General features: G+C 43.9%; 18 protein-coding genes. 2 read left to right on the plus strand and 16 right to left on the minus strand.

The features are described from left to right. Positions 1 to 479: 479 nt before the first annotated feature. From gltX to AC25Y5_RS08725, 10 genes are all read right to left on the minus strand, one after another. Positions 480 to 1,943 carry a glutamate--tRNA ligase gene (gltX, locus tag AC25Y5_RS08680; RefSeq protein ID WP_488139922.1) on the minus strand — a complete coding sequence of 488 codons (1,464 nt, stop codon included), beginning with the start codon at positions 1,941 to 1,943 and terminating at the stop codon, positions 480 to 482. 71 nt (positions 1,944 to 2,014) lie between these two features. Continuing rightward, the gene (gene ispF / locus AC25Y5_RS08685) at positions 2,015 to 2,491 is read right to left on the minus strand and encodes a 2-C-methyl-D-erythritol 2,4-cyclodiphosphate synthase (RefSeq protein WP_482104735.1); all 477 of its coding nucleotides are present in this window, start codon (positions 2,489 to 2,491) and stop codon (positions 2,015 to 2,017) included. Beyond that, positions 2,488 to 3,180: a 2-C-methyl-D-erythritol 4-phosphate cytidylyltransferase gene (gene ispD / locus AC25Y5_RS08690; RefSeq protein WP_488139923.1), complete on the minus strand. Its 693-nt coding sequence runs from the start codon at positions 3,178 to 3,180 to the stop codon at positions 2,488 to 2,490. Before ispD ends, ispF begins: the two co-directional genes overlap by 4 nt. Positions 3,181 to 3,225: 45 nt before the next feature. Continuing rightward, positions 3,226 to 4,317 carry a PIN/TRAM domain-containing protein gene (locus AC25Y5_RS08695; protein WP_488139924.1) on the minus strand — a complete coding sequence of 364 codons (1,092 nt, stop codon included), beginning with the start codon at positions 4,315 to 4,317 and terminating at the stop codon, positions 3,226 to 3,228. A 186-nt stretch (positions 4,318 to 4,503) separates the two neighbouring features. Further along, positions 4,504 to 5,880, minus strand: coding sequence for a DNA repair protein RadA (gene radA / locus AC25Y5_RS08700; RefSeq protein WP_488139925.1), 1,377 nt, complete (start codon positions 5,878 to 5,880; stop codon positions 4,504 to 4,506). Positions 5,881 to 5,958: 78 nt separating this feature from the next. Continuing rightward, positions 5,959 to 8,433 (minus strand): ATP-dependent Clp protease ATP-binding subunit, encoded by a 2,475-nt coding sequence (locus AC25Y5_RS08705; RefSeq protein ID WP_488139926.1) that lies wholly within the window; start codon positions 8,431 to 8,433, stop codon positions 5,959 to 5,961. Positions 8,434 to 8,651: 218 nt separating this feature from the next. Next, entirely contained in the window at positions 8,652 to 9,740 is a 1,089-nt protein-coding gene (gene mcsB, locus AC25Y5_RS08710) for a protein-arginine kinase McsB (protein WP_488139927.1), read from the minus strand. After that, positions 9,730 to 10,284, minus strand: a complete 555-nt coding sequence (locus AC25Y5_RS08715; RefSeq protein ID WP_488139928.1) for a UvrB/UvrC motif-containing protein — start codon at positions 10,282 to 10,284, stop codon at positions 9,730 to 9,732. Before AC25Y5_RS08715 ends, mcsB begins: the two co-directional genes overlap by 11 nt. Before the next feature lie 32 nt (positions 10,285 to 10,316). Continuing rightward, a complete protein-coding gene (locus tag AC25Y5_RS08720; RefSeq protein ID WP_482101619.1) occupies positions 10,317 to 10,787 on the minus strand; it encodes a CtsR family transcriptional regulator in 471 nt (156 codons plus the stop codon). A 202-nt stretch (positions 10,788 to 10,989) separates the two neighbouring features. Then, the gene (locus AC25Y5_RS08725) at positions 10,990 to 12,690 is read right to left on the minus strand and encodes a hypothetical protein (protein ID WP_488139929.1); all 1,701 of its coding nucleotides are present in this window, start codon (positions 12,688 to 12,690) and stop codon (positions 10,990 to 10,992) included. A 225-nt stretch (positions 12,691 to 12,915) separates the two neighbouring features. Here AC25Y5_RS08725 and AC25Y5_RS08730 point away from each other — a divergent pair, with 225 nt between their 5' ends. Beyond that, complete coding sequence (locus tag AC25Y5_RS08730; RefSeq protein WP_482101621.1) at positions 12,916 to 13,500, plus strand: GNAT family N-acetyltransferase; 585 nt, start codon at positions 12,916 to 12,918, stop codon at positions 13,498 to 13,500. A gap of 35 nt (positions 13,501 to 13,535) precedes the next feature. Here AC25Y5_RS08730 and bioB read toward each other — a convergent pair whose 3' ends face one another. The 5 genes from bioB to AC25Y5_RS08755 form a co-directional block, all read right to left on the minus strand. Next, positions 13,536 to 14,540: a biotin synthase BioB gene (bioB, locus tag AC25Y5_RS08735; protein ID WP_488139930.1), complete on the minus strand. Its 1,005-nt coding sequence runs from the start codon at positions 14,538 to 14,540 to the stop codon at positions 13,536 to 13,538. Between the two features lies 1 nt (position 14,541). Continuing rightward, the gene (locus tag AC25Y5_RS08740; RefSeq protein ID WP_488139931.1) at positions 14,542 to 15,138 is read right to left on the minus strand and encodes a biotin transporter BioY; all 597 of its coding nucleotides are present in this window, start codon (positions 15,136 to 15,138) and stop codon (positions 14,542 to 14,544) included. A gap of 133 nt (positions 15,139 to 15,271) precedes the next feature. Further along, the gene (locus AC25Y5_RS08745) at positions 15,272 to 15,457 is read right to left on the minus strand and encodes a histidine kinase (protein WP_482101624.1); all 186 of its coding nucleotides are present in this window, start codon (positions 15,455 to 15,457) and stop codon (positions 15,272 to 15,274) included. A 54-nt stretch (positions 15,458 to 15,511) separates the two neighbouring features. Next, positions 15,512 to 15,907, minus strand: a complete 396-nt coding sequence (locus tag AC25Y5_RS08750) for a hypothetical protein (protein WP_488139932.1) — start codon at positions 15,905 to 15,907, stop codon at positions 15,512 to 15,514. Positions 15,908 to 16,968: 1,061 nt separating this feature from the next. Continuing rightward, on the minus strand, positions 16,969 to 17,151 hold the full coding sequence (locus tag AC25Y5_RS08755) for a hypothetical protein (protein WP_488139933.1): 183 nt from the start codon (positions 17,149 to 17,151) through the stop codon (positions 16,969 to 16,971). Positions 17,152 to 17,350: 199 nt separating this feature from the next. Here AC25Y5_RS08755 and AC25Y5_RS08760 point away from each other — a divergent pair, with 199 nt between their 5' ends. Continuing rightward, on the plus strand, positions 17,351 to 17,743 hold the full coding sequence (locus AC25Y5_RS08760) for a thiol-disulfide oxidoreductase DCC family protein (RefSeq protein ID WP_482101628.1): 393 nt from the start codon (positions 17,351 to 17,353) through the stop codon (positions 17,741 to 17,743). Positions 17,744 to 17,795: 52 nt separating this feature from the next. On the opposite strand, the gene AC25Y5_RS08765 is transcribed toward AC25Y5_RS08760, so the two are convergent. Then, positions 17,796 to 18,158: a DUF779 domain-containing protein gene (locus tag AC25Y5_RS08765; RefSeq protein WP_488139934.1), complete on the minus strand. Its 363-nt coding sequence runs from the start codon at positions 18,156 to 18,158 to the stop codon at positions 17,796 to 17,798. Between the last annotated feature and the right edge of the window lie 19 nt (positions 18,159 to 18,177).

The raw sequence follows: 18,177 nt of genomic DNA on the forward strand, positions 1-18,177 counted from the left end.
GATGCTCGGGTCATTAGCCGACCTGGCTATGCGGCCGCCTCCGCTTTTCTTGTCTAGCTACTGCGCCAGATGCTAGGGTCATAAGCCAGCCCTGCTAGGAAGGATTGAACTGCATCCTTCCCGGGAAAAGTGCTCCGCTCCGCAGGTCCGTCTTATGCCTGTCGCATCTAAGCGGCCGCTTTCGCTTTTCAAACAAAAAAATACGTCCCCGTCAAATAAATGACAGAGACGCATTGAATGCGCGGTTCCACTCCGCTTGGAAGGTGTTGGCCTTCCCGCTTGACGCCTATAACGCCGGCGATGCGTCCGGCCTACTTACTTTCGGCACGGCACTCTAAGGGGCATTTCCACAACGCAGAGGCACGGATCATTTACAGCCGGTGATGATCCTCTCTGAAGAGCTTGCATTGTGTACTTAATCCTTTTCATAGGTTTACGTAATTAATTTAATTGTACATTTCAAAAGAGGAAAGTCAATGTTATTGTTTTGCGAATTTAGCCACACGTTCAATCGACTTTTCTTTCCCAATCAATGCAATGGATGCCTGCAATTCTGGGCCATGCATTTGACCCGTTGTTACAACACGGATTGGCATGAACAAGTTTTTACCTTTGTGGCCTGTTTCCTTTTGGACTGCTTTGATGGCGTCTTTGATAGATGGCGCATCAAATGTCTCAAGTGCTTCTAGCTTTTCTTTAAAGGAAGCCATCACCTCAGGCACCTGTTCTCCAGCAAGTACTTCCGTAGATTCTTCATCATATTCAATCTCGTGGTCGAAAAACTGGGCAGATAATTCAACAATTTCTGCTCCGAAGCTCAACTGATCCTGATAGAGAGCGATCAAATCGCGAGCCCATGCGGTTTCCGATTCAGTCATCTCTTTATTGAGAAGACCTGCATCTTGAAGGTATGGCAATGCAAATTCGACCACTTCTTCAAGGCTCATCTTTTTCACGTATTGATTGTTCGTCCACGTCAATTTTTGCTTATCGAACATGGAGGGAGATTTAGAAAGACGGCTTACGTCAAACATCTTGATTAATTCTTCGTGCGTGAATATCTCCTCTTCTCCACCTGGAGACCAGCCTAGCAGTGCGAAGAAGTTGAACATAGCGTCAGGTAAATACCCAAGGTCTTTATACTGCGAAATGAATTGAATAATCGATTCATCACGTTTAGAAAGTTTTTTTCGATCCTCATTGACAATTAACGTCATATGACCGAATTCTGGATACGACCAACCGAAGACATCAGACACCATCAGTTGTTTCGGCGTATTTGTTAAATGCTCTTCGCCACGGAATACGTGGGAAATTTTCATTAAATGATCATCGATAACAACCGCAAAGTTGTAAGTTGGAATACCATTTGCTTTCACAAGAACCCAGTCGCCTACATCTTTCGACTCGAATGTCACTGTGCCTCGGACAAGGTCTTCCACTTTATACGTTTTGTCTTTCGGTACACGCATACGAATTGTATATGAAAGTCCAGTAGCTTCTTTTTCCGCTACTTCTTCTGCACTCAGATTCCGGCATTTACCGCCGTACATTGGAGCAGCGATTCCTGCCGTCTTCTGCGCTTCACGCTCTATTTCCAGTTCTTCAGATGTACAGAAGCATTTGTAAGCATGACCTTTTTCCAATACTTCCTGACCGTATTTCGTGTAAAGATCGAGACGTTCCATTTGACGATAAGGAGCGTATGGACCTCCGATATCAACCGACTCATCATAATCGATACCTAACCACTTCAAGTTTTCAAGCTGGGAAAGTTCTCCCGCTTCGATATTACGTTCAATGTCGGTGTCCTCAATTCGTACGATGAATTTACCACCATGGTGACGTGCGAATAGGTAATTGAATAATGCTGTGCGTGCTCCGCCGATATGTAGATGGCCGGTTGGACTTGGCGCATAGCGTACGCGTACTTCTGAAGTCATATGAATCTCTCCCCGATCTGATTTCATTACTGTTTGTTATTTTACCACTTGCCTCGACCGTTTAAAAGGTGTTATGCCTTAACGAGCAGAATTGTTGCCATAGAAGCAATTCCTTCCTCGCGTCCAGTGAACCCTAATTGTTCTGTTGTCGTCGCTTTGACATTCACTTGTGTTACATCTGCTTTCAGCAAGTCTGCGACACGTTTTTGGATTACTTCAATATACGGAGCCATTTTCGGCTTTTGTGCAATAATCGTACAGTCAATGTTGCCGAGTTTATAACCTTTTTCTTCTACAAGTGTCCAAATCTTTTCTAACAACACTGCCGAATCAGCGTCTTTAAATTCCGCATCCGTATCCGGAAAATGCCTTCCGATATCCCCTTCACCAATTGCACCAAGCGCTGCATCGGTAATTGTATGTAGAAGTACATCCGCATCAGAATGACCTGTCAGCCCTCTGTCATGCGGAATTAGAACACCACCGATGATAAGCGGACGCCCCGTTTCAAACTTATGCACATCAAAACCTTGTCCTACTCTAATCATTTAAAAAACCTCCTACTTTTTTTCAATAAAACCTCTCCAAAAACAAGGTCCTCTTGCGTTGTCATCTTCACATTATCATAGGTACTTTCTACAATAAGTATCGGTTCGCCAAGGCGTTCGACGAGCATCGATTCATCCGTGCCTAGAAAACCCTCTGCTTGTGCTTGTTCGGATGCCAGTTTCAGCAACTCATAGCGGAATGCCTGGGGAGTCTGAATGACCCACAACTTCTCACGATCCACTGTGCCTTCGACAACACCCAATTCAACATACTTCATTGTATCTTTTGCCCGTACGCCAGCAATCGCCGCCCCGTGCTTCTCCGCTACTTTGACAAGCTCATTAATAACGCTATGTCGGATAAATGGCCTGGCAGCATCATGAACGAGGACAATACCACCCCCGTCATGTGCACGGATACATGCCGCTACACTGTCTTGCCGCTCCCCCCCACCATCTACTAAAGCTGTAACTTTGTTAATAGCGAATTGGTCGAGCATGGATTGAATTTGAGCACGCTCTTCAGGCTTTACAGCAAGAATAACCCCAACACACGCCGGATCTCCTTCAAACACTTGTAGTGTATGGATAAGAATTGGTTTATCATCCAGTTTCAAAAATAATTTATTGAATCCGGCATCCATCCGTTGACCACTTCCGGCTGCCGGCATCATCACTGTATAGTTCACGATTTCCATCCCTTTTTTATGAGTTCGTCATGCTCAATTTAGTTTTTAAGGTTTACCACTTTTCAATTTAGCAAAAATCATTCTTCCCGCCGACGTCTGCAACACACTTGTTACAACGACATCGATGGCATTACCAATATGGAATTTCCCATCTTCAACGACAATCATTGTACCGTCATCCAAGTAGGCAACACCCTGGTTCTGTTCTTTACCGTCTTTAACAATCACGACATGCATGTCTTCACCCGGAATAACAACCGGCTTCACCGCATTCGCAAGATCGTTGATGTTTAGAACTGAAACACCGTGCAAATCTGCGACTTTATTCAAATTGAAATCGTTTGTTACTACGAGTCCACCCATACTCTTAGCCAAATGCACAAGCTTCATATCGACTTCGGGAACACCAGCGAAATCTTCGTCAGTAATTTGAATAGATGGACCGTCATCGTTTTGCATGCGCTTCAATACGTCAAGTCCGCGTCTGCCTTTCGTCCGTTTTAACGTGTCTGAAGAATCCGCAATATGCTGAAGCTCTGTTAATACGAACTGGGGCACAACTAACACACCTTCGAGAAAACCTGTCTCCGAAATATCAGCAATCCGACCATCTATAATAACGCTGGTATCCAATATCTTGTAGTGCTTCCCTTTTGTTTGAGTGGATGCATCCTCCACTTCTTTCTTTTTGAGTCCACTGTTCTTTGTAGATTGTAGCGTATTGATAATTTCTTCCCGCTTCTTAAACCCAACCTGAAAACCTAAATAGCCGAGAATGATTGATAATAGAATCGGAAGAACCGATGTAATGATTGGTATTTGGATACTGCCCAAACCAAAACTGACAAGGAACGCGACACTTAAACCCACGACGAGGCCGATTGTACCAAATATTAAATCAAAAACTGGTGCTTTCAGTAAAAGTTCTTCCATCCATTTGATGAAATTGACAATTGGTTCCACTAAGAAAAGACCGAGCACGTAAAAAATTGCTGCTCCAAGGATTGCGGAAACGTATGGATTATCAATCCATAGACTCTGGGAGAAAGAAAATAAGGCGAATAAATGCGGTAAAAATAATACACCCAGTGTTCCTCCAATAAGCAGGAATGTAACTTGAACTACTTTTTTCAACATATGAACCACCTCCTTCAGTTATTAATTATACATGTTTTCACGCCAAAACGCTTTGATAAGCATAGGCAGGAGTAGCTCTCACCTCTGTTGTAATAGGACTCTTTAGGACAATTGAAAGTTTCTCTTTTTCCGTTTATTTCAAAAGAGAAGTGACAGAACTGCCATAATTACAGCCCTGTCCTTCATTCAATCTGTGAAAGCGATTTTCAATGCATCACTGACTGTTTCTACACCTATCACACGGATGCCTTTCGGGTAATCCCAGCCGCCAAGGTTCGATTCAGGAATGATTGCGCGTTCGAAACCAAGTTTTGCTGCTTCCGATACGCGCTGTTCGACCCTGGATACCCGGCGTACTTCCCCCGTTAAGCCAACTTCGCCAATAAAGCAGTCGGATAGCCCTGCCGCTACGTCGCGGTAGCTGGAGACGATGCTAACGAGTACAGCTAGGTCAATCGCCGGTTCATCCAGCTTCACCCCACCCGCTACTTTAATATATGCATCCTGTGCTTGCAGGAGCATCCCCATACGTTTCTCAAGTACAGCCATCAGCAATTGGACACGGTTTTGGTCGAGCCCTGTTGCCATGCGCTTCGGGTAATTAAAGCTTGAAGGCGTCACGAGCGCTTGGATTTCCACAAGAATCGGTCTTGTTCCTTCCATAGATGCGACGACTGTTGAGCCAGCCCCTCCTTGAGATCTTTCCCGAAGGAACAGCTCGGATGGATTTAGTACTTCTTTTAAACCCTCCTGCAACATTTCAAATATGGCAATTTCATTTGTAGAACCAAACCGGTTTTTTACACTGCGTAAAATCCGGTACGTATGATGACGCTCCCCTTCGAAGTAGAGTACGGTATCGACCATATGCTCAAGCAGTCGCGGACCGGCTATCTGCCCGTCTTTCGTCACGTGGCCAACGAGGAAAATAGCAATGTTTTGCGTCTTTGCGATGCGCATCAGTTGAGCCGTACATTCGCGTACTTGAGATACGCTTCCAGGCGCAGACGCTACTTCTGGATGATGAACGGTCTGGATTGAGTCCACAACGACAAATGTAGGTTTCACATCTGCAATCGTTTCGTGAATCAACCCAAGATCCGTTTCTGCATAAATATAGAGTTCGTCAGACTTTACGCCTAACCGCTCGGCACGTAACTTTGTTTGGCGAATTGATTCCTCCCCTGAAATGTAAAGAACACGCTGCCCTTTATTCGCCAAGAGAGACGATACTTGTAGTAGGAGTGTCGACTTTCCGATACCCGGATCCCCACCGATAAGTATGAGTGAACCAGGGACAATTCCACCACCTAGAACGCGGTTAAACTCTTCAAGATCCGTTGCGATTCTTGGTTCCTCAACCATTTCAATCGAACTGATTGGTAGCGCCTTGTGACGAACTGTATCCGTATGCTGAAATGCGCCGCGCGGACCTTTTTGGACAGCAGCTTCAACTTCTTCTTCCATCATGTTCCACTCACCACACCCCGGACAGCGGCCCATCCACTTCGGCGATTCATATCCACATGACTTACACATGAATTTTACCTTTCTTTTAGCCATGGAATCCTCCAAATACGAAAAGGACAGCCCATCTTCCCCCAAAACAGCGGGTTAAGGATGGGCTCTCCAATTCACTCTTTATTTTTCGATTACTACTTCTTTTTCTGCGACCTCTGTTTGTTCGGCATCTTTGCCAACCTTGACGACAAACTCATCATTCACCACATCGACGAGTACTTTACCACCTACGAGGACTGTACCTTTTAAAAGTTCCTCGGACAACCGGTCTTCGACGTGTTTCTGGAGGGCACGGCGCAGTGGTCGAGCACCGTACTCAGGGTCGTAACCCGCGTCAACAATTTTCAATTTCGCAGCATCCGTTAATGCAAGCTCGATATCTTGTTCGACAAGACGTTTAGTCAACTCATTAGACATAAGTGTGACGATTTCACGCAAATGATCTTTTTCAAGAGAATGGAAAACAATCATTTCATCGACACGATTTAGGAACTCTGGACGGAAAGCTTTCTTCAACTCTTCAAGCATCGCCGACTTCATGCCTTCGTAATCACGTCCTGCGTCTCCAATATTGAAGCCCACATAACGATTTTTCCTGAGTTCTTGTGCACCTACGTTGGACGTCATAATAATAACCGTATTACGGAAATCGACTGTGCGTCCTTTTGAATCCGTCAATCTTCCATCTTCCAGTACTTGCAGTAGTATGTTAAATACATCCGGGTGCGCTTTTTCGATTTCATCCAACAGGACTACTGAGTAGGGTTTACGTCGAACTTTCTCTGTTAACTGTCCGCCTTCTTCATAGCCTACATAACCTGGAGGTGAACCGACAAGTCGTGATGTCGAATGTTTTTCCATATACTCGGACATGTCGACGCGGATCATTGCGTCTTCGTCACCGAACATGACTTCTGCAAGCGCTCTTGCAAGTTCCGTCTTCCCGACACCTGTAGGACCGAGGAATATGAACGAACCGATTGGACGCTTAGGATCTTTCAAACCTGCACGCGCTCGGCGTATTGCCCGGGAAATAGCTGTAACTGCTTCACCTTGACCGATAACACGTTCATGGAGCATTTCTTCCATATTGAGCAATTTGGCGGATTCCGCTTCTGCAATTTTAGAGACAGGTATTCCCGTCCACATCGCTACAACTTCAGCGATATCTTCAACTGTTACTTCGGATTCCTTTTGACCTTGCTTTTCTTTCCAGTCAGTTTTCGTTGTTTCAAGTTCTTCTTTCATCTTCTGTTCTTTATCACGGAAAGATGCTGCTTTTTCGAATTCTTGACTTTGTACAGCCGCATTCTTCTCAGAACGAATTGCTTCTAGTTTCGATTCGAGCTCTTTCAAGTTCGGTGGTGTTGTATATGAACGTAGGCGAACCTTCGAGCCCGCTTCGTCAATTAAGTCAATTGCTTTATCCGGAAGGAATCTGTCGGAAATATAGCGATCCGACATTTTTGCAGCCGCTTCAATTGAGGCATCCGTAATTTTCACACGGTGATGCGCTTCATAACGGTCACGCAATCCGTATAGAATCTGGATTGTTTCATCAACAGTTGGCTCATCGACTTGAATCGGTTGGAAACGTCGTTCAAGCGCTGCATCTTTTTCAATATATTTACGGTATTCGTCCAGTGTCGTTGCACCAATACATTGTAATTCACCGCGTGCGAGCGACGGTTTCAGGATATTAGATGCATCGATTGCACCTTCCGCTCCTCCTGCTCCAATTAATGTATGCAATTCATCGATGAACAGGATGATATTGCCTGCCTGGCGAATCTCTTCCATTACTTTTTTCATGCGATCTTCAAATTCACCACGGTATTTCGTACCTGCGACAACAGTTCCCATATCAAGCGTCATAACACGCTTGTCGCGAAGGATTTCAGGTACTTCGTTGTTAATGACTTGCTGCGCAAGCCCTTCCGCAATTGCTGTCTTACCGACACCCGGTTCACCGATTAGTACCGGATTGTTTTTCGTCCGGCGTGCCAATACTTCAATAACACGTGTGATTTCTTTGCTACGTCCGATAACCGGATCTAGCAAGCCTTCACGTGCCACTTCTGTTAAATCACGTGCCAAACTATCTAACGTTGGTGTTGCGGCAGAATTAGAGACCCCTTGACCTGTTGCTGAACTGTCATTGCTTCCCAGCAGTTGAAGTACTTGCTGACGCGCTTTGTTCAAGCTAACGCCGGAATTATTCAATACTCGCGCTGCAACGCCTTCACCTTCACGAATAAGTGCAAGCAAAATATGTTCCGTACCGATATAGGAATGGCCAAGTTTGCGTGATTCATCTACGGATAATTCAATAACTTTTTTTGCTCTAGGTGTGTAGTGAACGATGGGACCGACATCCTTTGTTCCGGCTCCGACAAGTTTTTCCACGCCTTGTACGATTGTTTCAAAGTTCACACCAATCGCTTCAAGTGCTTTCGCGGCAATACCCCCGCCTTCACGGATTAGCCCTAGCAAAATATGTTCTGTGCCGATGGACTCGTGTTTCATTCGAATTGCCTCTTCCTGTGCAAGTTGCAATACTTTCTGTGCACGCTGTGTAAATCGGTTAAACATCATAATCAGTCCTCTCCTTCTATCTATATATATACAATCAATTCCCCAAATACTCGTACATTACTCAATTGAATTATAAATATTAGAATGGAGCGATAAAACAACCATCCTAATTATACGTATTCAACTGGTAACGTCAGAACTCCTTTATTAGAGAAATTGACTTTGACTATCTTTGACCTGACTATACAGAAACCTTAGATAATGTGCAAAATAGTTGCTCACTCTTCCGCTTCTTTTTCAACCGGCGGCACTGTTCTTTCCACGTTAAGCCGTTCGCGGAACAATTTTGCCCTGAAGATATCCCGTTCTTCCTGGGATAACTCCGTACTTGCATATTGCTGCAAAAAACCCGGTTGCATAAATATCATCAACTCATTTAAGATCGACACATCAACGTCCTGGATAATACCTAAATCGATTCCGAGCCTAACGTCGGACAGACATCGAGCGGCTTCTCCTGACGGTAACAGACGTGCATAGCTGATTGTTCCGAGCGAACGAAATAGCCTGTTCTCAAGTGAAATCCGTGACTTTGCAAGTAACAACTCCCGTGACTTCCGTTCATGAGCAATCAGGCGAGATGTAATGTTCCTGAGGTCTTCCAATATCTCCTGCTCCGTTTTACCAAGCGTTGTCTGATTTGACACTTGATAGATATTGCCTGGCGCTTCGCTTCCCTCTCCATAACTTCCACGGACAATCATGCCAAGTCGCGAAATAGCCGGAATAATACGTTCGATCTGTTTGGTAATGGTAAGTGCCGGCAAATGCATCATGACTGATGCGCGCATGCCGGTTCCCGTATTTGACGGACAACTTGTCAAAAAACCGAAATCCTCATCAAACGCGTATGGTAGTTCTTTTTCCAAATAATCATCTACTTGGTCTGCCTGTTTGTATGCATCCTCCAGCTGAAGCCCTGGACAGATGCATTGGATCCGAATATGGTCTTCTTCATTGACCATGACACTCACCGTCTCATCATCCGAAAGCAAGACAGCCCCGTGCCTATTAGGTGATGCAAGTTGCGGACTGATTAAATGCTTCTCAACGAGCACTTGTCGTTCCAGTGCTGGAAGTTCCGACATCTTGGTGTAGGTATACCCGTTTTCTACAGCATCAAGCAAGACGCCTGTAACCGCCCTGTCAACCGCCATAGCCTCTTCTTCCGTGATGGCGATTGGAAAACGATAGCCTGTTAAATTACGTGCAAGCCGAACCCGCGTAGACAACACGATATCTGAGTTTTCTCCATAAGCTGTCATCCAGGTGGTTACCGCATTACGCATGAACTTTTCAATTGACATCGTTTTCTTCACCTCCATGTGAAAGGTGTTGCTTGAGTGTATTCGCTTCGTCACGTAATTCTGCTGCTTCTTCAAAACGTTCGGCTTCTACAGCATCTTTCATTTTGACCCGAATCTCATCAATCTTCTTTTTAACGGCATATAGCTCATTAAAAGACACTGGGATTTTACCCGTATGTGATGAACGTCCGTTGTGCAGTTTCCCAAAAACATATGGAAGGCTTTCACGGAACGTGTCGTAACAGGCCGCACAGCCAAACTTCCCGATATCGAGAAATTTCGGGAACGTCAAACCGCATGAAGGACATTCAGGTCCTGTCAACTGTTCCCCTCTTGCCGGCTGTTGTTCCTGGAATGATTCTGAACCGCTGAACCAGTGCGATAGAAACTGTTGAATCGACAGCGGTTCCTGATTAGGATCAAAGATTAATGTATGTGATTGGAAGGCGCACTTCTCACATAAATGATGTTCCATGGATCCGACCACGCTTTCTTGAGTGATGCTGACGGATGCGGGCCGTTCTTTACAATTTTCACATATCATTGAAAGCCACCTCAAATCAGTTAGATTATCAATCAATTTAGCTGCTCGTAAATGAGCGTCAAAAGCATCGCTTGCAAAATACGTGCACGTATAATATCACGTTCGGGAAGTGGCTGATGGATTGTTGTTCGATCGACAGCGGCGAGAATAAGCTTTGACTCGCGCTCAGATATAACGTCTTCCTCAATTAGTCTGTAGACGACATCCAGGGCCATTGTAAAGGAGGCTCCTGACTGGATACCCTCTAGAATATGTTCAATTAATTCTTTACGAGAATTTGCCTGCACGCGGAATATGCGTATATAACCACCGCCACCTCGCTTAGACTCAACTGCATATCCTCTTTCCGCTGTAAAACGGGTCTTAATGACGTAGTTGATCTGCGATGGTACGCATTGGAATTTTTCTGCAACTTCATTGCGCTTAATTTCAATCGTTCCACACTGTTCCTCTTCGATTATTGCCTTCAAATATCCTTCTATAATGTCGGAAATGTTTCGCATGTCCTCACCTCTTTCCTACTGGGGGAATAAGCCGTTGACTTTGACTATCTTTGACTTGATTGTACAGGACTCTCTGTTCGCACTGCAATCGATATGCACCAAGAAGGAGGGGATTCCCTTAGCATCGGCATAGTAGGTGTTCTTTTAGTCTCTAAACAAAAAAATGGAGTGCAAGGCGTATAGCCTTACACTCCTTTACCCTCTATTCCACGCTAACATTCGTCAATTCTTTGACCGGCAAGAATAGTTCTCCCGTTTCTAAATACGTTACGGCAAGTTTATCGCCTGCTTGAATATAAATGGCAAGCGGCACAGTTTCAGAAGAAACGATGAAGTTACGTCCATCCTCCGCTAAAAATGAAATCAGTGTAAAGTCGCCAACGCGTTCTTTAAAGACACGCACGACAGTTACCGCCACCTTCGCCTCTTCGGCGCCTGAACTGCCATCCACACTGCTACTTCCGCGTTGAAGAGCTGTTTTATATAACTTTAACGCTTCATTTGGCGTATTTCCGTAGACCGAAATCTCCGGATTCGCTGCTGATACGATGAAGTAATTTTGTAGGAATCCATTTGAATCGAGTACCGGTGTCAACCAGCTAGCTTCTCCGTAGAAGTTATACAAGACTGGCATTTCTCCCGACCATTTCTTTTCTATGAATTTCTTTTCTATGATTTGAAGTGCTCCTTGAGAATCCATATAGGACTCTTCTAGATTACCTGTATAATATGTGGCTATACCTGTTCTCCCGTCAGTCAACGCATAGCCTAGCATCGAATCGACGCCTTCTTTCGGGCTAGTGAAATCGGTGAAGTAATACATATGGCCATCTTCATCGAAGATTGGACTGACATTCGCCTCTGTTCCTTCATCAGACGGTAGTTTAACGTCTTTCTTCCCAATGATTGAATTCCAGAAACCATGGATATAGTTACCGAAATAGCTGTTCTGCAAACTGACAGCTTCAGGTGAAACAGCGCCATCAATATATTCTGGAACATCTTTTAGCGAATATTTCTTCACACTACCACTCTCAGGATCAACGACTACAATTCCCTTTACGTCAAAACCATTACGTGCGCTGATGAATTCACCGTATGAACGTATATAATGCGGCTTTCCTTCATCATCAATTTCGAGTTGTACATCTCCATAAAAGATGAGGTTCGGCATTTTCATCCGTATATGACGCTCAACTTGCTTATGGAAGAATGACGATGGCGTGTAAGCCATTTCTGCTTCCACAAATTTAGGATTATCTGCTGAATCCGTCGCGCTCATCGTGAAATAACCCGGAGTTGTATCCGCATTTAGCCATTTAAAAAAGCCAGAAAACTCAACGGGTGCAATGTAGACGAATTTACCATCTACTTTTTGAATCTGCAGACTGCCAAGTTCATAATAACTTGTATTCGGTACTTGCCCGAACGCTTTCTTCATTTTATTTCTTGCAAATTTCGGAGGGACACTTGCTGGTGTTTTAGTTTCGTCAAAAGCTGTGATTTCAACTTTCTGGTCCATCTCAACCGCTTTGTATTTCTTATCGGCATTGAATAGCGGAGCACTTAAAATATAAACACCAAACACAAGTGCACCCAGGAACAAAATACCCTTCACTTTACGATCTTTACCGCCAGCGGAAATGGCACCTAGAAGTGTAACGACTAGAAACGCAATCCAGAGCGACGTCCAGTTGCGATCCATATTAGTCAAGTAGTAAAACAAAAATACCAAAATAGCGGAGACAATCGCTACTGTAGCTATTGCAGCACCTCTATTGAAGGGAACCGCCGTTTTCGCTTCATCTGTGGCACGTTTCGTTTGACTGCTGAGGATAAATGGGACGATTAATAAACTGAATACAACGCCCGTAATAATAGAAAATAATAGTAAGTTAAGCATAAAATACACCCTTTTCTGTCTTGAAGATTTTTGCTGATAGGTAGTATACGGTCTAATCGGTAAAATAGTTTCATATTTTCGATTGAAGGTGAAAAAAGGTTTCACATTTCAGAAATATGGGTAGATAGAGCAATAGAGGATTTTTTCTTGCCCTTCTTTTTTCCTCGGTCTTACAATCCAAAACAAAAACTCCCGGGTAAATAAACCTATTGGAGGCAACAAATTTTGAATTGGTACGAGAAGTTGAATGAATACTTCCCCGTTGAAGAGATGAAGTCAAAGGAACATATGGACGCGTTACTGTTGGATAAGAAAAGTGTCTACAAAAAAGACGAAGGACCACATCATGTGCTCATGTATGTTGAGTTCGAAAAATTCATCTTCGTAGATTATTTGTTTGTTTCCACACAATCACGCGGTATGGGACTTGGCGGTAAATTGTTGACAATGTTAAAGTCCAAAAATAAACCGATCCTCCTAGAAGTGGAGCCAGTCGACTATGAAGATACAGATACAGCTAAACGACTTAAGTTTTACTCACGCGAAGCGTTCTCACATGCACAGCGCATCGGCTATAACCGCCGCTCTCTGGCTACGGGTGAAAACACAGTGCTCGAAATTTTATACTGGTCGCCTACTGATTCAGGCGAAGAAGAAATCTACAACGCAATGACTCAGACGTACGATGAAATTCACACATACAAAGATGAAACTTTTTACGGTCAAAAGTACGACCCGACCGATAAAGTACTTGTTTTTCACACGAAGGGCAAACGCGATATTCTACAACCTTTCGATACATCCGAATAAAAATGGACTTCCCTTTGAAATGGGAAGTCCATTTTTTATGCCTTAATCAATTCTTTCTCCAACGGTTCCAAATCTACTTCGAACCCTAAGTCTTCCAGCATTTTACGATCCCAATCGCTTTCCTGTCCAGCCGTCGTTAAATAATCTCCGATGAAAATTGAGTTTGCTGGGTATAAACCAAACGGTTGTAGACTGCGTAAATTCACTTCTCGCCCACCTGAAATCCTAATTTCTTTTGTAGGGTTGATAAACCTGAACAAACACAGTACTTTCAAACAATAACGTGGTGTTAATTCGTCCGTACCACCAAGGGGCGTGCCATCTACGGCATGTAAAAAGTTGACTGGAATTGAATCTGCGTCCATTGCGTACAGACTACGCGCCATGGAAACGACATCTTGTTTTGTCTCACGCATACCGATAATTACACCCGAACACGGTGAAATACCCGATTCCTTCACAAGATCCACCGTATTTACACGATCCTCATATGTATGGGATGTCGTAATACTTTCATGGTGCTCAGCTGAAGTATTAATGTTGTGGTTGTAGCGGTCGACGCCGGCTTCTTTCAATCGTTTTGCCTGTTCCGGTTTCAATAGTCCGAGACATGCACAAACGGTCATATGTTCATGCTTCAACTTAATTTCTTTCACAGAATCAATAACGATTTCGAGTTCACGATTCACAGGCCCCCTACCGCTCGCCACGATACAGTAGGTTCCCGCATTCAATTCGGCCGCCCTTGTCGCACCCGCTACAATTTCTTCTTTTTTCATCATGGAATACTTTTCGATTGGCGCTGTCGAAATAATCGACTGCGCACAATACCCGCAGTTTTCCGCGCATAAGCCCGATTTCGTATTCATTATCATATTAAGTTTCACTTTATTCCCATAATACTGTTTCCGAATTGTATATGCCGCATGCAAAAGTAAGAGTAATTCCTCATCAGGACTATCCAATATGGAGAGTGCTTCCTCATCCGTTAAGACATGTCCTTCTAGAACACGTTCAGCTAAATCAGTATACTTCGTCATATTAGCGCCTCACTTTCAATACTTTATACATACGATGTCCAAACATTCCGCCAAGAACTGCAAGAATAATATCTTTCGGCAATGGTGGAACCATCCATAACCACGCCACTTTGTACGTAAACGCATCTGGAGCCGCAGCCCAGAACTTATAGGCATAATACATCCAGTTCGTACCAAATAGATAGTTCACAGACATTCCAACGAGTGCCGCGATAATATATCCATGAAGCTTTCCGTTCTTCTCAACAATTTTTCCAGCAATGAATGCAACGAAAATGAAAGAGACGACAAATCCGAATGTCGGACTGATAATCGATCCAAAACCGCCTCCGAATCTTGCAAATACGGGCGCCCCCGCAAGCCCGATGAACATGTAGACCGTCATTGCCAGCGCGCCTCTGCGACTGCCAAGAATAAGTCCTGCAAGAATCGCGAAAAAGGTTTGTAATGTAATCGGTACTCCGCCAACTACAAGAAATGGTAAAAATGCTGTAATATTGGCTCCAATCATCATCAGTGCTGCGAACATGCCACTGTAGACAAGTGTTAGTGGGCTCATTACACTTTTACTGTTTGTTTTTACTGCAACTGTTGTCATAAGTACACCCCTTAAGTTTATGTTATCTTTAATAGAATAGTAGATAACGCATTATGTGTCAACCTAATATTATTATCAGTTAACACAAATACACATAAAAAAAGACCGACAGCATATTCGCCATCGATCGAATTTAGGATTTTTCGCCTTCATCTTTTGGAAATAAAAAGTAAGAAATGACCCCGCTCACAATCATCGCACCGATTATGATAGCCAAGCGCGTTAACTCGGGCACTTCTTGATATTCTTTCGTCAACTTCATCCAGCCGAATCCGCCAACAAGTAACATAATGGGAATGACAAATTTAAAAGCTTTCAACAAATTCACCTACAGTATAGAGTTATGGTAGTTTTATTCTACCATAACACTACCTTATCTACGACGACGACGTCTTCCACAGCCAGGCCGTGAACCGATGCCGCCTACTTGCGGACCATAGCCATCCATGCCCGGACCATAACCAGGTTGGGCGGGCAGTGTTTGACCCATAACGTCTTGTGTCGTTTCTGTGTAATAGTGACGCGGAATTTGAACGGTATGAACCCGATTCACATTAACGATCGGATGGATAAAAGGTACTTCTTGTGGAACAAATTGATCGTGACAACGATACTGCGTTGGGCATACGACCGGTTGCACCTGTCCGGCACCCATATTGCCTGGGTACATCTGATTGCCGTGATGCATTTGATTACCGTGATGCCAATTACCTTGTTGCATCATACTATCACCTCCTCCTTCTATTAGATGTGAAAAGTAGGAGGACAAACGGGCGATAGACTCTACGGGCGGTAAGGAATATCAGAAAGCGTATTTCGTTTTCGGGAATTAAAATAAGATTTTCTCAAGTAAGCGAATGTGGTTAACAACAGTCCCAATACAATGGATGGATTCAGAAATCATACTAATACCGCTTCGACGCTTTGTGGATGCCTCCCGCGATAAGCCGGAAAGGAGCCCACTTTCAGTCTTATCGCTCCGGCTACCACGAAGTCGCGCCTGCGCTGGATGGTCTTTTTAAGAAAGCGCATTTCGTTATTGGGAATTAAACCGGCAACCTATCTAATTCACTACTATTTAGGTTGCAGTATCGAATATTGTCATAAATCAAGCGAATACGTTTAACATCAGTCCCAGTACAATGGATAGAATTAGAAAGCCCGCTAATACCGCTCCGGCGCTTTGTGGATGCCTCTCGCGATAAGCCAGAAAGGAGACCGCTTTCAGTCTTATCGCTTCGGCTACCACTAAGTCGCGCCTGTGCTGGAGAATCTACTTTAGAAAGCGCATTTCATTATCAGAGGTTATACCTGCAATCTGTAATGCATCTTTTTTGAATGAGATTAGTATCAAATAGGAATAACATTATAATCTCAGTCCATACATCTCAGAATCACAACACCTAAGATAGTGTACACACTAGCGCAGGCGCGGCAAAGGGGTCGCCGAAGCCCTGAGACTGGATGCAAAGCGTTAATCCAGGCTCATGGGGGCCACTGAAAAAGTTCTATACTATAGTAAGAACTAGTTGATTGTAGTGGAGAGCGGCGAGGAGGCTGAAGCCGTGCCCGCGGAAAGCGTCCGCTCGGAACGGAAATCAACGGAATTGAAGGAAATCGGACTTTTTCAGTGCCCTCGCTTACAGTGAGAGGCATCCCCAGAGCGCCGAAGCGTTATAGGAGGAAATCTTTATTTCAACCTATCTAATTCACCACTATTAATAATGGTCGATTAGTATAAAAATCAGAGCTTTAAAAAAGCAACTTCCTCAAATTAACGGGATGTTGCTTTTTGGGTTGTCTAACTTCAGGCGCCAGAGTCGGGTTTAGTTATTGGATTTCATTCTGAATTTCTTTATCGGCATCGAATACGTTGGGCTCTTTCCTATTTACATCTAGTTCTTCAGGCGAATCATAAATTGGACTTCCTTCACCAATCATTTTTAACTTAGCAATGAAATCCTTATTGTGCCTAAGTTCCATTTCAGACGACTCCACAGATAAGCGTTCCATTTATATCATCCTCCTAACAATTTTAACCGTGGCGAACTACGCTGGAATATAGCTATACATACAACAACATTCGATTTCTCTTTCTATAATTATACTAAATATTCAGAAATAAGTAAACTTTTAAGTCTTGCATGTTTTTTTAGAGACCGCAACGGATATACTATAAATACATAGCATAGCTAAACGAGGAGGTTCCTAAATGAAAAGAATTATATTATTTGATGGCGATTGTAATTTCTGTGATGCAAGTGTGCAATTTATCATAAAGCGGGATCCTTCAGCCCATTTCCATTTCACTTCATTGCAAAGTGAAAAAGGGGTGGAACTTCGTAAACAATATGCCATTTCAGATGAGATAGACAGCCTGGTTCTAATTGAAAATGGGCGGGTTTACACGAAGTCTTCTGCCGCGCTACATATAGCGAAAAAGTTGGATGGGCTATGGCATCTGTTATTTCTATTTATACTCGTACCGCCTATAATACGTAACGGCGTTTATGATTATTTCGCTGCGAATCGCTATAAATGGTTTGGTAAAAAAGAGGATGCCTGCATGCTGCCATCTCCCGATGAGCGCAAGCGATTTATTTGACCAACACGAAAGAGGGACCCAGACATCTCCGGGTCCCTCTTTCGTTATTCATTTAAACCTGCAGTTCTTTATTCTCTTCAGCTGTAAATGCGCGTGACCTGGTCAAAAAACGTTTGCCTTCCACTCCTTCAAGTGAAAACATGCCTCCTCGACCCGGGACAACATCTATAATCAACTGTGTATGCTTCCAGTATTCGAACTGGTTTTTGTGCATATAAAACGGTGTTTCACCAATGTAGCCAAGAAGGACGTCCTGGTCACCCAGTATTAGTTCACCGTCCGGATAGCACATGGGGGATGAACCATCGCAGCATCCACCCGACTGATGAAACATCAGCGGTCCGTGTTTTCCCTTTAAAAACGCAATGAGTTCAAGTACAGCGTAAGTTGCGAGGATGCGTTCCGTCGCCGTCATCCGCACTCCCTCCTTTCTT

The organism is Sporosarcina sp. Y1011, assembly GCF_057669885.1.